The sequence below is a fragment of the Flavobacterium sp. DSR2-3-3 genome, from assembly GCF_049896585.1.
Classification (GTDB): Bacteria; Bacteroidota; Bacteroidia; order Flavobacteriales; family Flavobacteriaceae; genus Flavobacterium.
Genome location: NZ_JAFCUP010000001.1, coordinates 312,453 through 327,627 on the forward strand (window position 1 = coordinate 312,453; position 15,175 = coordinate 327,627).

Annotated in this window: 7 protein-coding genes; 3 read left to right on the forward strand and 4 right to left on the reverse strand. The window is 35.9% G+C overall.

The genetic code is table 11. The features are described 5' to 3' along the window. Positions 1-7: 7 nt before the first annotated feature. Entirely contained in the window at positions 8-2,689 is a 2,682-nt protein-coding gene (locus ACP7AQ_RS01385; RefSeq protein WP_426094102.1) for a reprolysin-like metallopeptidase, read from the reverse strand. Between the two features lie 215 nt (positions 2,690-2,904). Here ACP7AQ_RS01385 and ACP7AQ_RS01390 point away from each other — a divergent pair, with 215 nt between their 5' ends. The 3 genes from ACP7AQ_RS01390 to bioB all read left to right on the forward strand — a co-directional run bounded on the left by ACP7AQ_RS01390 (position 2,905) and on the right by bioB (position 5,786). Beyond that, a complete protein-coding gene (locus ACP7AQ_RS01390) occupies positions 2,905-3,846 on the forward strand; it encodes a bifunctional riboflavin kinase/FAD synthetase (protein ID WP_426094103.1) in 942 nt (313 codons plus the stop codon). Between the two features lie 115 nt (positions 3,847-3,961). Then, complete coding sequence (locus ACP7AQ_RS01395) at positions 3,962-4,417, forward strand: hypothetical protein (protein WP_426062631.1); 456 nt, start codon at positions 3,962-3,964, stop codon at positions 4,415-4,417. A 283-nt stretch (positions 4,418-4,700) separates the two neighbouring features. Continuing rightward, complete coding sequence (gene bioB, locus ACP7AQ_RS01400) at positions 4,701-5,786, forward strand: biotin synthase BioB (RefSeq protein ID WP_426094104.1); 1,086 nt, start codon at positions 4,701-4,703, stop codon at positions 5,784-5,786. A 63-nt stretch (positions 5,787-5,849) separates the two neighbouring features. On the opposite strand, the gene ACP7AQ_RS01405 is transcribed toward bioB, so the two are convergent. The 3 genes from ACP7AQ_RS01405 to ACP7AQ_RS01415 all read right to left on the reverse strand — a co-directional run bounded on the left by ACP7AQ_RS01405 (position 5,850) and on the right by ACP7AQ_RS01415 (position 14,938). Continuing rightward, complete coding sequence (locus ACP7AQ_RS01405; protein ID WP_426094105.1) at positions 5,850-7,937, reverse strand: T9SS sorting signal type C domain-containing protein; 2,088 nt, start codon at positions 7,935-7,937, stop codon at positions 5,850-5,852. Then, entirely contained in the window at positions 7,925-9,748 is a 1,824-nt protein-coding gene (locus tag ACP7AQ_RS01410) for a delta-60 repeat domain-containing protein (protein WP_426094106.1), read from the reverse strand. Before ACP7AQ_RS01410 ends, ACP7AQ_RS01405 begins: the two co-directional genes overlap by 13 nt. A gap of 267 nt (positions 9,749-10,015) precedes the next feature. Then, entirely contained in the window at positions 10,016-14,938 is a 4,923-nt protein-coding gene (locus ACP7AQ_RS01415; protein ID WP_426094107.1) for a T9SS sorting signal type C domain-containing protein, read from the reverse strand. Between the last annotated feature and the right edge of the window lie 237 nt (positions 14,939-15,175).

A 15,175-nucleotide genomic window follows, 5' to 3' on the forward strand; every position in this document is an offset into this window, starting at 1 on the left:
ATTTTAACTATTTGATTAAAATTTTTCTGATATCTTTTCTATTTCCGTTAATAACCGTCAATAAATAAAGTCCGGGTTGGACATTTTTCAATTGGATGTTTTCGTTAAAATTTGACTTGTTTTCATATTCATTTTCAAAAAGCTTTCTTCCTAATACATCATGCACCATTACCTTCACTTCAGCAGAGGATTTGTTTGTAAATTGAATATTAAAATTCCCTTTATTTGGATTAGGATAGACCACAAAATCATTGATTTCTATATCTGATATTCCTAAAGTATATGTTTTCGTACAAATTGTTATTGATGCCTGATCTACAGTCCCTATTTTTGTAGCATCCACATCTCGAACCCTAAAAGTCCAGACTCCTTGTGGATTTTGCCCATTAAATGCTGCCAATGGCTCAAATGGAGAAACGGTTTGAACAGTAGTGCTTCCACAAACAAGTGAGCCTCCCAAATCATCATAATCAAGGATTAAAGCATTGTTGGTATTGCCACAACTTCTATCAAATAATTTCACCGTAGTGCCTAGCGGACTTACGATCTCCATTTGTACATCAGACAAATACGAATGCGTAAGACTAACAGCAAAATTCACATCGGCTATAGTTCCTGTTGAAGTTGGAACTGTTATCGTTCTTGTAGTATAAGTAGTTATTGCATCCGGAATTACAACAGGAGTTGCAAACGTATATGTAGCACAGGATGAAACAACTGAATAACCAATTGCAAAGGATTTGCTATTCACAGCATAATAAATATTTGCCGTAGGCTCAATTAAAATCCTACAATTGGTTGCTGTAACATTGGGTACGGTAATAGTTTCTGATCCGTCATTTGGGGTATTGGCGATTAAAACTGTTGAAAACGTCAAACCTCCATCAGTAGAAAGCTTAATATTTACAGAGGTAGAACCTTCTAAACCATTTGATCCATTCACATCCCAAGTGATCGATTGATTTGTACCTTGCAGCCAACTTAAATTTTCTGTATTTTGTGATGTAACTGCAAATGGCCCAACTGTTCCATTTACAGTAACGATCATTTCATCGGTATTGGTTTGGGCAGTTCCAAGGGCAGCATTGTCTCTACCTGTTAAAACAAAGTGAAGCGTTCTAGCAACGGTAGAAACGGATTCCCAAGTTGTTGTTAATTTATTGGACAATACCGTGCTGTAAGCGGGCATGTAGCGAATTGGAGAACTACTTGGATATAGAGACCTGAAAAGAGGACCATCAATTTTAGTAGGAAAAGCAACGCTTTTAACCCCACTCGTTGTTATTGCGCTATCATTTTGCTCCCAACAATACGTTATAATATCACCATTGCTGTCAGATCCCGAGCCTTTTAATATAAATGCCGTACCATTAGGTATTGTATAATCTAAACCGGCACTGATTGCTGGAGGATTATTAGCAATAACAGTATTCACGGGGCAAGTTTTAGACAAAAGATTATCTTGTATTTGCTTTATGCTTACATAAGCAAAGTAATCGTCGGAACTAGCCTGAACATCATAATCCGAAGTAATTCCTGCATACCCCATAATGGTAGAACCACTTCCTGGCTCTACACTTACACCTGTCCCTTCTATTTCATAAGAAAAGGTATGATTTGCCCCTAACTGATGTCCCATTTCATGAGCTACAAAATCAATATCAAACGTGTCTCCTTCGGGTTTCGCATCGCTTGGTGATGTAAAGGCGCTCCCTTTAGCTAATGGATTAGCCGTCGAAGGATTTACACATACGCAGCCTATACACCCTGCATTACCTCCACCTCCCGAGGCACCAAATAGATGGCCTATATCATAGCCGCCATTTGTAATAACATTTGTTAAATTATCCTGCAGCTCCTGATTCCAAGCACCCCCTGCTCCGGCAGTGGCATTAGAATACGGATCCGTAGCGGAATTGGTATAAATTATGAGATTGTTATTTGCGATGATTTGCAATTTTGTGGCTAAGTCTTTATTAAAAACACCATTAACTCGAGTCATAGTGGCATTCATAGCTGCTAAAGCTAGAGAAACAGTACCTCCATGATACGCCGCATATTCTCCAGTACACGATAAAGCCAATCTCAAAGTTTTAAAAACTTTATTATTCGCTGAAATTTTGCCTGTAGTATTTAGCAACTGTTTGTTTAAACCTATATCCTCCGTTTTGCAGGTGAAAGGCAAACTACCTTTATTTCTGTTTTTGGAATTAAAAAGTACATAAACAGTACTATCTTTAGAATATGGTTCAATAAATTCCGATCCACTATCCCCTCTTAATATCATGCTCTGAATTCCCTTTGGTGATAAACTAAAATAAAGAGAAGCATTTCGATCTGTAATTCCAATACCGCTGTAAGCTCTTATATTAGGAAATTGCGTTTGCAGTTCCGGTTCAAAATTAGAAGATTCCCAAACTAAAAATCGCTCTAAATCCCCATTCATATTTGGAATAGTAATTTCAATTTTGGCCCCCGCAACCGTTTTATTTTGAAGTAATTCTAAAGATTTTTTTATAGCAACTTCATTCAAATTAAACAATAACTCATTAGTAGCAATTGATTTTATATCGCTTCGATCAGAAAGGCTAACGTTATCTTGAGCAATTTTTGTCCAATAAGCGCTTTCTTGAGCACGAATTGTCGTGATTGAAAAAACAATTATAAAAAACAGTAAAATTCTTTTCATAATTTTATATTATTTGAACTTCAAAATTAAAGAATTTATCGTGATGGTTGATTCATTTGTTTGCTATTTTAAATCAAATTTTGGAAAATTCAACGATTTTTAATTTTTAACGCTTTTTTTTATCTTCTTTCTTAAAATTATACGGAAATTCAACTAGTCATACCATTACTTTTGAATTAGATACCTTAAATTTGCGCTTTTATAAAACACTTGCTTTGAAGATTTTTCATTCTATAAACGATTTCGCTTCCACAAAAAAAACAATCTTGACGTTGGGTACCTTTGATGGAGTTCATATTGGTCACAAAAAAATTCTTAATAAACTAACACAATTTCAAAGCGTTGGGAAGGAGAACGAGAAATATGAAAGCTTAGTGCTTACTTTTTTCCCACATCCTCGCATGGTTTTACAGGAACATTCCGATATAAAATTGCTCAACACCATAGATGAAAAAATAAATTTGCTTGAAAAAATCGGCATCGAGAATTTAGTGATTCATCCTTTCGATGAAACGTTTTCGAGATTGACTGCCGAAGAATTCGTAAGTACTATTCTTGTTGATCGATTTCACATTCACAAGATAATTATTGGGCATGACCATCGTTTTGGAAGAAATCGAACGGCCAATATTGATGATCTTATCAATTTTGGGAAAAAATATAATTTTAAAGTAGAACAAATATCCGTTCAGGAAATCAATGATATTTCCGTAAGTTCCACCAAAATCAGAAATGCTTTAATGGAAGGAGATATGGCTTTGTCCAACGAATATTTAGGGTATGAATATTTTCTAACGGGAAATATCGTTCAAGGAAAACAATTGGGAAGAACCATTGGTTTTCCAACGGCTAATTTAAAAATCGACGAAAATTACAAACTAATCCCCAAAAACGGAGTTTATATTGTAAAAAGCTTAATTGATGGCCAGACCATTTTTGGAATGATGAATATTGGCTTTAATCCAACTGTTAACGGAAAAAAACAGTCTATTGAAATTCATTATTTCGATTTTAATTCTGATTTGTATAATCAAAAAATCAAGGTTTCAATACTGCAGAGAATTCGTTCAGAACAAAAATTTGAATCGGTAGATCTCTTAAAAGATCAACTTAAAAAAGACAAAAAAACAGCCCTCAGCCTCTTGCAAAAATTTTAAATCGGAATAAAATCTTTTGTGTTTTCCATAAAAATTTATAATTTTTTCTGTAAATTTGATAGAATATACCTAATTCCACAGAAAGGTATAATTCTTTAATTTTAAAACTGGATGTATGAAACTACCTAAAGAATTAGTAAACGGATTTATTATTTTCATTGGAATTGGACTCTATTTCTTGTTAATGGAGCTTTTAGGTTTAGCCGATATTTATTTATTACGTCTGTTTAATGTTTTATTTGTGTTTTATGGAACGTACAAAACATTAAAATCTAATTTCGCTGAAGGCAAAAATATACTAGTTTCTAATGCTGTTTCCGCACTACTAACAGCGCTAACAGGAATATTCTTGAGCATTATTGGTTTAATTATTTATAGTTACGTAAGAGGAGGAGACGCATACGTTGGGTCATTATCAAAAACTTTTTTATTTGGTGGTGAGCCATCTGTAATGACATATTCTATTTCCTTATTGTTTGAAGGAATTGTATCCGCAGTAATTGTTACATTCATGCTCATGTTATACTGGGATACGCGTTATTCCTCAGACAAACACGGTGCTGAATCTTAAGTCAAACTGCTATTTACAGCCAGTAATTTTCCAGTAAAACAAGCACCCACTCAGAATATTAAAATCTGTTTTTAGGACGTTTGCTTATTAATAATTCCCAATTCTTCGTGCCCTTAAAGCGTGGTATTAAAATCACCGCAACCCGAATTTAAAAATTTCAGAAAAAGCCTAATGAGATTGCTTAGCTTTAGTCATAAAAAATTTCACCTCAGCCTTTTCAATACTATTGCATTGGTTCTTTAGAACAATTTAACTACTTTTGAAGCATCAAAAACCAATATCGATGAGCATTACAAAACACAATTGGACCAAAGACGAAATTATCGCAATATATAACAAACCCATGATGGACTTGCTTTATGAAGCAGCTTCTATTCACAGGGAACATCATGATCCTAACGTGGTTCAGGTTTCAACTTTACTCTCTATAAAAACAGGCGGGTGTCCAGAAGATTGTGGCTATTGCCCGCAAGCTGCACGTTATCATACTGAAATTGAAGGCAATGATTTAATGTCAGTTAGTCAAGTAAAAGCACAAGCTTTACGTGCAAAATCTAGCGGATCGTCTCGTGTATGCATGGGAGCGGCTTGGAGAAATGTAAAAGATGGCCCTGAATTTGATCAAGTTCTTGAAATGGTGCGTACCATAAACAAACTAGACATGGAAGTGTGCTGTACCCTTGGAATGATTACTGAAAATCAAGCACATCGACTGGCGGAAGCTGGTTTATATGCCTACAATCACAATTTAGATACCTCTGAAGAATATTATAAAGAAGTAATCTCGACCCGCGGATTTGAAGACCGTTTGCAAACAATAGAAAATGTTCGTAAAACAAATGTCACCGTTTGCAGCGGCGGAATAATCGGGATGGGAGAAAGTATTGAAGACCGAGCCGGAATGCTTGTAGCTCTTTCTACTTTAAATCCGCAACCGGAATCAGTGCCTATAAATGCGTTGGTTGCCGTGGAAGGAACTCCGATGGAAGAAGAAAAACCAGTTGAAATATGGGAGATGATCCGAATGGTAGCAACAACCAGAATCATCATGCCCGAAACCCAAGTTCGTCTTTCTGCAGGAAGAATGAACATGAGTCGTGAAGGTCAAGCCATGTGCTTTTTCGCTGGTGCCAATTCCATTTTTGCGGGAGATAAGTTATTGACGACTCCAAATCCTGATGTAAATGAAGACATGAAAATGTTTGAAATGTTAGGATTGATTCCACAAAAACCATTCACAAAAGTTTCTCAACCGCAAACTGTTGAGGCGCGAGATTCTCAATTTGCTCCATTAGGTGAAAAACCAAAATGGTCAAGACCTGGACATACTATCGAGCGAAACCTTGAAGCATCAGGTAAAGAAAAATAAACTTTATTTTGAATGAATACTTAAACCATCTTGTCTCGCAGGATGGTTTTTTTATAGTTTATTTCAATGCATTACTTTCTTGGTAACTGAATAACCATCCTGCAAAAGAAGTTTTACTAACACGACTTGGTGCCCAACCAGCAAGTTCAACACCGATAAATTAGCAGCATTTATCTCCTTTTTTTGATAAATTTTTCTTCCTCCCAAAATGTATATTGTAACCTCATCTATCAATTCTTTGGTTGAGTTTATTAGCAACTGTTTGTTTTTACTCGATACAAAAACGGATTCATTATCTTTTACAAATTCATCTGAAGTCAATGTTTTTTCTATGTAACGCAATACAAAGCGATTATCAAATGTTCCCACCACTGAAGTAAAAGCATAGCTTTCGTTTGTTATATTAACAGTACTATTGTTTAATTTATCCTCAATAAAAACATTTTTATTGGATAAGAATCCATCTGCCTGATCAATTTTAATCCTAAAAGTTCCCTCAAGTGTACTTCTGAATCCCAATCTAATTTCATCTGTTTCTTCAAATGGCAACGCTCTTCCTTGAATGACTAAATTCTTATCCTGATTGATGCTATAAAAATCTAGATACTGGTTACCGTCTAAACTTTTGCCATCAAACAAACTATCAAAATCATTAGTGGCTCCACTTGCATATCCTATCAAAATTTGTTTGAAAGCACCTTCCGCATTACTCAAATTTAACCAAATACGATGTTTCTCAATCTCATTTGATTTTAACTTTTTAGGTGAACTTGATTTAAAAAAGTTAGCATTTTGCCCAACCACACGCATGCTGTTATCAAAAATGGTTGGTCCTCCACCATTAATACTGGTCACAAAAAAGGATTGCCCGGAAGCTATTTTACCATCAGGAATTGTATTATTAACCCCCAAATTGGTAGCAGCACTTGTACCTATGCCTCCCAATAAGTTATAAACCGCATAATCATCTGAAGTATAAACATTTTTAGTGATTTCAGTATTATGTGTCCAAAGATAGATAGTCCCGTCCATAATTCCTTTGTTCCTATTAATGAACAAATCTGCATTTATCGCTGAAGGATAGGGATTGCCAATAAGATTTGACGTGTCAGATATACTAATGGGAACTGATATCTCCCCATTATTTGGCACTCCAATAAAAACAGCTTCATGGCGTGCTGCAACAGTTTCAGAAAAAGTTTGTGGCCCGCGAATAATGTAGCCTTTGCCAACGGACATTACATTTGTAGCGAGCTCATTTACCCAAGAATTACTGAAGGCATCAAAGGAATAAAACTTATCCGAAGCCGTATCAGGGGAAAAATCAATCAATTTTTGACTTGAAACTGGCGATGACCAATAAGTATAATCTGTTATCAGAATAGGTGTTGTTTTTCTTTTCAATCGAATAATTCCGGAGTTACTTACTTGGTCTTCGGATTGATGCAATGCTGCATTATTTTCTAAAATCAATGTGCCTGAACCAGAATAATCGAAAACCAAACCTAAAGTATTTCCGCCTGGAATTGTAACTGTTTTTCCAGAACTGATCGTACATGAACAGGAATTTACAGTTGCTGATAAGGTATGATTTTCATTAAAAAAAAGTGTTTTTTCAGCTGATGGCATTCCATTACTCCAAGAAATCCCATTCCAATTAGAGCTATTTGTACAAAGCTTTATCCTAGCCACACGATGTTTTGTTACACCCGAAACGGAATTAAAATTCCCACCGATAAGCACTTTATTATTTGGAGTAAAACAAATACTGTACAGCGTATTGTTTAAATTCACTGAAAATGTATTGTCATAAACTCCGCTTGCAAGCAGGCGAACCATGCGCTTTACAGCTGTTCCGTTGTATGTTCCAGAAAACGTTCCACCAATTAATAATCGATCATCGGGTTCGATTACTATAGCTCTAATTTCACCATTGCTAAAGCCTAAACCTGTTGCAAAAGAGGTGTCTAAACTCCCATCACTATTCAATCTCAAAAGTCTTTTTGTGGGAACGCTTTTGTAACTTGTAAATGTCCCGCCTACGATCATTTTATTGTCTGACTGTAACGCGACTGAAAACACATTTTTGTCAAAACCGACTCCAATTGAAAATCCCGAATCTACACTCCCGTCTGTATTCAACCGAACCATCCGATTATACGAAATCCCATTAAAAAAAAAAACTGGCCGCCCAAAACAATCTTTCCGTCTGGCTGTAACAAAATACAGTCTACGATAGCATCGGCTCCAGAACCAATTGTAAAACTAGAATCCAAAGTTCCATCAGGTAATAACCTTACTATTCGGTTCACCAAAACTCCATTGTAGCTTGTGAAATTCCCGGCGACAATTATTTTTCCATCTGGCTGTAACAATAAGGCATATACTTGATTATTGAAGCCCGCTGTAATGGAGAAAGTCGCATCAATTTCTCCATTTACCAAAATTCTCGCTATTCTGTTTCTGACAATACCATTGTAATTTGTAAAAACACCTGCAAAAACAACTTTCCCATCTGTTTGTATAACAGCGGTTTTAATAGTGTTATTTGCACCGGTTCCAGAACTATTAAAAGAAGAATCAATCGTACCGTCTTCAGACAACCGCGTAATTCTGTTACATATCGTTCCGTTGAATTTGGTGAAATTTCCGAAAGCCATCGTTTTATTACCTGCTAAGGCAATTACTTTTAAAACAGAATTATCAAAACCCACTCCGGCGGTGAGATAACCAAAATCTAAAGTTCCAGAACCATCTATTCTAGCTAATCGACCTTGAATCTGGGAATCGAAAACAGTAAATGAGCCGCCAAAGTAATAAGAGTTCGTTAAATCCTCTGTAATCGCATTCACTGTACCATTATGCGGTCCGGAACCAATATCAAATCCTAAATTTATCCCTCCAGAACTATCCAAAAAAATTACTCTATTAATATCTGTTCCATTATAAGTTCCCGTAAAGGAACCCCCGATCATAATAGAACCGGAAGCATTTACTTTTATAACTTCAACCACACCATTACTAAATCCTGATCCGGAAATAAAGGAGCCGTCGATACTCCCATCAGGATTCAACCGAATTATTCTACCGGCAGTAACATCATTGAATTCTAAAAAAGCTCCACCCACTAAAATCTTCCCATCAGGCTGAGTTGTAAGAGCAGATACATCTCCATTAAAACCTGTTCCTTGCACAAAAGTAGTATCAACAGTTCCATCGGTATTCAATCGAATTATTTTGCCGCACGGAATTTTATTAAATGAAAGAAATGATCCTCCCAGAATGATCCTCCCGTCTTGTTGAATTTGAACTTCCTCAACAAGTGAATTGGCACCATCTCCGATTGCAAATGTTGGATCTAAATTTCCGTTTGGCAAAATCCGAGCAACCCGATTAGAATTAACACCATTATACTTAGTAAAACTGCCTACAACAATCAGGTTTCCATCCGTTTGTAAAGAGATTGAGTACATTACCCCTGAACTCGCTGCAATTGCAGTATTAAAAGTAGTATCTAGCGAACCATCACTATTTATCCGAACCAGACGTGATGCATTTGCGCTGTTAAAGCTTGTAAAAGAACCTCCTAAAATAATCTTCCCATCCGGTTGTATTATGGCACAATATACTTTGCCATTGATTCCGGAACCTAAATTGAATGAAAGATCTTTGGAGCCGTCTGATAACAGTCGGCATAAGAATGAAGTTGCGGTACCATTAAAATTTAAAAACTCACCTCCAACAATCAATTTTCCATCCGTTTGCAAAGCGACTGTTCTGACTGTTCCATCAAAACCGTCGCCCAGCAAACCGTCATCATAGGTATTGAATGTTACATCTGACTTACCCTGTTGTGAAAAAGCTACGTTGCTAAAAAGAAAGATGAAAAAAATAGCGAAGTATCGCGCAACTATATTTAAAATTAAACTGATTCCGTTTACCTGAACACTGCGGAAATTCACAACTGTAATAAATAATTATTTTCCATATCGAATAATTTAAATATGATCTATTTTTTTGTTAAAACTCATTTCATAAGAAACAGTCGAGATAACTTTTATAAATGTAGACACAAACTTTCTTTATCGCAATACCCACATTTAGTGATATTTACATCTGAAAATTCAAACATCAATAGGAGTACTTTTTTATTTAAAGTCAAAAAAAAATCCCATTCTGAACAAGCAGAATGGGACTTCCAATATGACTGGAAAATGAAATATCAATTTTTAATAAACAACTTTTTTAGAAATTACCTTTCCATTAGCTAACGTCAATTTCACCACGACCACTTGATTGCTAAGTTTAATAGTAGAAGTTTGGAACTCATTAGAATTCACGGCAACTTTGTCAAATACTTTTTTCCCCAGCAAATCATAAACAGTAATTCTATTTATAGTTTCAATTTCTGATTTTATCTTTAATTCATTTTTATCTTTAGCAATCAGAATGCTGCTGTCATTTAATTCAAAATCAGCTGACGCCAGAGTTTTATCCGTAAAACGCAGTTCAAAACGCTCATTAAAAGTACCTTTTTCAGAACTGAAACTGTATGGGTCTTCTTTTAAATTGTGAAATACATTTAATACTTTATCTTTTAAATAAATGTTTTGATTGTCTGAAAATAATCCATCCACTTTATCGATGCTGATTATTGCATTTCCGGCAACATTTATACTGTAACCAATAGGAATTACGTCGGTATCTACAAACGGCAAAGCTTTACTTTGAATCGCCATCTTTGCTGTTCCAATAAAACTATATAGCGAAAAAGTTTGGTTCTCATCATACACATAACTATCATATCCAGGGTCAAAATCATTGGTCGAATTCGAACCATAACCCACTAATGTTCCGGTCAAATCACCTGTCCCTTTTTGTAATTTCAGCCAAATTCTATGCCTGTCTTCTTGTGTATTTTTGGTTTTCTTCTGTCTGTAGAAGTTAGTATTGTTTGAAATAACTCGCATGCTGTTGTCAAAGGTAACGTTGCCTACAAAATCATTCTCAACAAAAAATCCTTGACCAGATGCAATATACTGATTTGGATTAGTTAAATTTCCTGTTCCCGAACTTACACCAACAGCTCCAAATAAATTATAAGTGGCATAGTCCGAAGCTAAATAATCATTGCCTGACAAAGTGTGATTGTGTGTCCAAAAATATAAAGTTCCTGTAATGGTTTGGTTGATTGTCCCCGTTCCCAAAAGGTTGGCATTGATAAAAGCATCCGCATCTATAGCAGAAGGATATGGATTTCCTATCAATCGCTCCCCTACACCATCTGATGTTCTGACCGTCAACGGAATTTCAATTGTACCATTGTTAGGTACTCCAATAAACTTTAAAGAATCATCAACAGCAGGCATGCCAGGCGGAATCAATGTTCCTTCTGCTCGGATGGCATATCCTATTCCGGGAGCAAAAACGGTTATGAATGCATTTACATTAGCCCAATCATTATTGTAAATAAAATACTTGTCGCTCTGAGTGTTTGGCGAAAAATCAAGTAATGTTTGTGTTCCATTTGTTGGTGAAGACCAATAGGTGAAATCATCTAAAACAATTGGAGTTGTATTTCTTCTTACTATAATGTTCCCAACATTATTTCCTGTAAAAGTAGTTTGGACTAAACTTGAATTATTTTGTAAAGTCAGTGTTCCAGGAGAAAACACTGTTACTGCACTATTAAGGTTTAAAGAAACAGAATCATTAACAGATACATCTCCCTTAGTAACATTAAATGTGTTAGCAACATCAATATTATTAGCGATAGTATAACTCCCTCCAATACCGGAAAAAAGAATATTGTAATAATTTCCTCCAGCTACCGTTTGTCCTACACCGTAATAATCAACAGTACCTGAAGGGAATGATAACCCATTAGAAGCACCTGAAAAACGGATTGTACCGTCCATGGAATCTAAAATATTATACGATAAATTACCGTTTTTCATATCCAGTATGGCACCAACTGTTGAAATATTTAATGTGTTGGATGTTAAGTTAAAACCATTCATATCAAATGAAGGTGTGCCACCAACCGCAATATTCAATTTATCACCCGTACTAATATTGCCAGATGCGGTTTGATTTCCTGAAATGTTTTTCAATTCAAGAGAAGGTGTTCCGTTATAAGTCCCACCAACGATAGTTTGACCACCCGCTGAATTATTATAAATCACTTTGCAGGTCCAAGTTTTACCTGTAGGAATTGGAGTAGCTGCACTATTAGATGTTATAATTTGTCCATTACCCGCATTTGAAAAAGTATCTCCTCCAATTAATACAAAAGTAGCCATATCAAGCACTGATGACGGATTGGTAATATTCAATATATTGTTTACTGTAATTCCTTTTGCTGCTGTAACGATTGAAAGTATATTCAAGTTCGTGAAATTATAAAAAGTAGAAGCTGTTGTCCCTTCGACTATTTGAGGCAAAGATCCATTAAAATTTACCGTACTAATATCAGGTATAAAAGTTCCATTATTAGTCCAGTTCCCACTTACATTTAAGGTACTTAATCCTGAAATAATTAAAACCGCACCATTAGAAATAGTTATATTTCGCACACTCGTATTTGTACCCAAAGTGGGTTGATTTGTTGCTGCAACTGGTATTACAACATCAGTAGTGGCAGATGGTAATATTCCACCACACCAATTTTCTGCTGTATTCCAATTAGAACTCAAACTACCTAACCATGTTCCTTCTGCACATGAAAGCTTTACATTCAAAATACCTGTTGTGGTAGAACCAAACCGAATCACATCCCTGTTTGTTGCTGCTGAACCAGTACCTCCCCATGAGCCGATACTTTGTGTTGTAATTCCAAATGTTAAGGTTTGCGAAGAAGAGAAACCAGTTAAAAATAATGCGACCGCTGATCCGGTAATTTTTAAATCCCCTGCTATAATTGTTGCAGCAGGAAAGGTTTTATTCCCTGCACCACTAAGAATCAAGTTCCCGTAGACCTGTGTTGCAACCGTCTGAACATCTCCACTGTACTCCACTTTACTTATCGCATTCAGAGCTGTATTTGTAAATGAAGGAAAGGCACTTGTAGCAGTAAGTTTTAATAACCCGTCAGTAAGAACCGATAATGTTGATCCTCCCGAAATTACAAAACCTCCGTTATCTAAAGTTGCTCCGTTAGCAATCGTAAGAGGCGAAGAAGCTCCAAAAGTTTTAATCCCGCTTACCGTTATTATTCCTGTATTCATTACCATAACTCCGCCAGTTGCTGCAAATGGAGTTCTCCACTCTAAACCAGAAACCTGAGACACACTTCTATTATATTGAAGCTTAGCCGCAGAACCATAATTTGGAACTGCTGAAACCGTTGCTGTTCCTTCCATTGAAAGAAAACCATTTATTGTAGGAATACCATTTAGCGTTTTTAACCCGGAATTTGAAAATATCAAGTTATTGAATGTCGATGCTGCTGCCAATGTCTGTGCAATTCCGCTAAAGTTTACGGTTCCATTTCCTGCTATAAAATTAGTTCCTGTACCATTCCAAGCTGTAACACTATTTGCATTAACGTTAAGACTGCTTGAACCACCATTTAATATTCCGTTTGTAAAAGTTACAATACCTGTCAAATTATGTATCAATCCTGAACCTAGATTTAAAGTTCCCCCAGTTCCATTAATTGTTAATGCACCTCCGCTGACAGCACCTGTATAAGTTGCTGTACCTGCAGTTTTTAACATAGATATTGTTCCTGTCGTTGAAAAAGCTCCAATGCTTTGATTTGCTGTCCCAGCTATCGCAACACCGCCTGTAGTTCCCGTTACACTCCCGCTATTATTGATAAGATCTCCATTTAAAGTCAACAAAACAGTAGACAAATCTAACTTTCCGCCACTATTTACCGTTAAAGGAACTGAATTGTTGAACGTTTTAGCCAAATTTAAAGTAATTAATAAACTGCTATTAATAATAACTCCTCCAGAGGCGGTGAATGGAGTTATCCATTCTTCAGATGTAACCGTTCTTGCATTTGTAGTGTTGTATTCTAATGTTGCATTTGAACCGTAAGTAACAACTCCTGACGACACTACAACAGTTGCTGTTCCTGCTAGTGTAAGTTTTCCATTTACTGTTGGGGTCGTTGCAAATGTTTTTATACCTGTACCTGATAGTATTAGATTGTTGTAAGCAACAACTGCAGTTGTTTGATTACCTAATCTATAATAATCGACCGTTCCTGTTCCTGCTATGAATGCACCTCCTGTTCCTGAAACACTTCCCCCAATTTTTACAAGACTCGACCCGCAATTCAATATACCGGTTCCCGCAGATCTTGTCCATATTCCTGAAAAAGTATGCGTCAATCCAACACCAAGATGTAATGTTCCTCCCGAACCATTGACCGTTAATCCAGCTCCACTTACATTGCCTATTAATGTCACTACTCCACCCGTTTTGAGCGTAGTAACTGTTCCTGTTGTGGTAAATCCTTGTATGGTTTGGTTTGCGGTTCCCGTGAATTGAACTTCTGAACTCGAAAGTGTAATAGTCCCAGAAGTGCTATAATTTCCTCCTAACATTAGTCTTCCCGTTCCTGACAATGTAAAATTTCCAGAGTTATTGAAATTTCCAGTTGCAATGGTTAAGCGACCAGTAGTCAGGGTAAAATTACCTGAATTTGTAAAATTACCAGTCAGCGCAATAATTCCTGTTGTTCCCGTCAGCGTTCCGTTGTTTACAAAGAATCCAGTGGTAGTGAGTGTTCTATTGGCTATATTTAAAGTTGCCCCTGCATTAATAGTGACATTTACAATACTGGTACTTGTTCCTACTGTAACTGAATTTGCTCCGGTTGTTGCAATAATAACATCATCCCCCGTTATTGGTGCCACACCTCCAACCCAAGTAGAGCCAGTTGCCCATGTTCCTCCGACAGCAGTACTAGTTCTTGTAGCAGCATTAATGAATGAAAAAGTAAAAAACAACATACAAACAAACACGTGCTTCCTGATATTATCGTTGATGATTTTAGCTGGAAATAAAAGACTTAATGGTTGTGAAGTATCGGTTGAATTATGCCTCTGAAAAATATTATTTAAGAGATTTTTAATTTGGAAAGAAATTAGATTTTTTATCAAAAAAAAAGAAAAATGAGGCAATAATCTCTTGATCATAAGTTGTTTTGGAATTTAAATTGAAACCTGCTGCGCAAATTGGCATTTAACAAAGGTTTAATTTAACAAAAGCACATAAAATTATTATAAAATCAAAATTAAACCGTTAAACAGCAGTTTTATTCGTTAAAAAGCACCTTTCTTTATTAAATAATTAAACGAGGAGAACCCAGGATAAATTTCAAAAAATAATTAACATAAAATAGCCCATTTTATTAAAACAAAATGGGCTTAAAA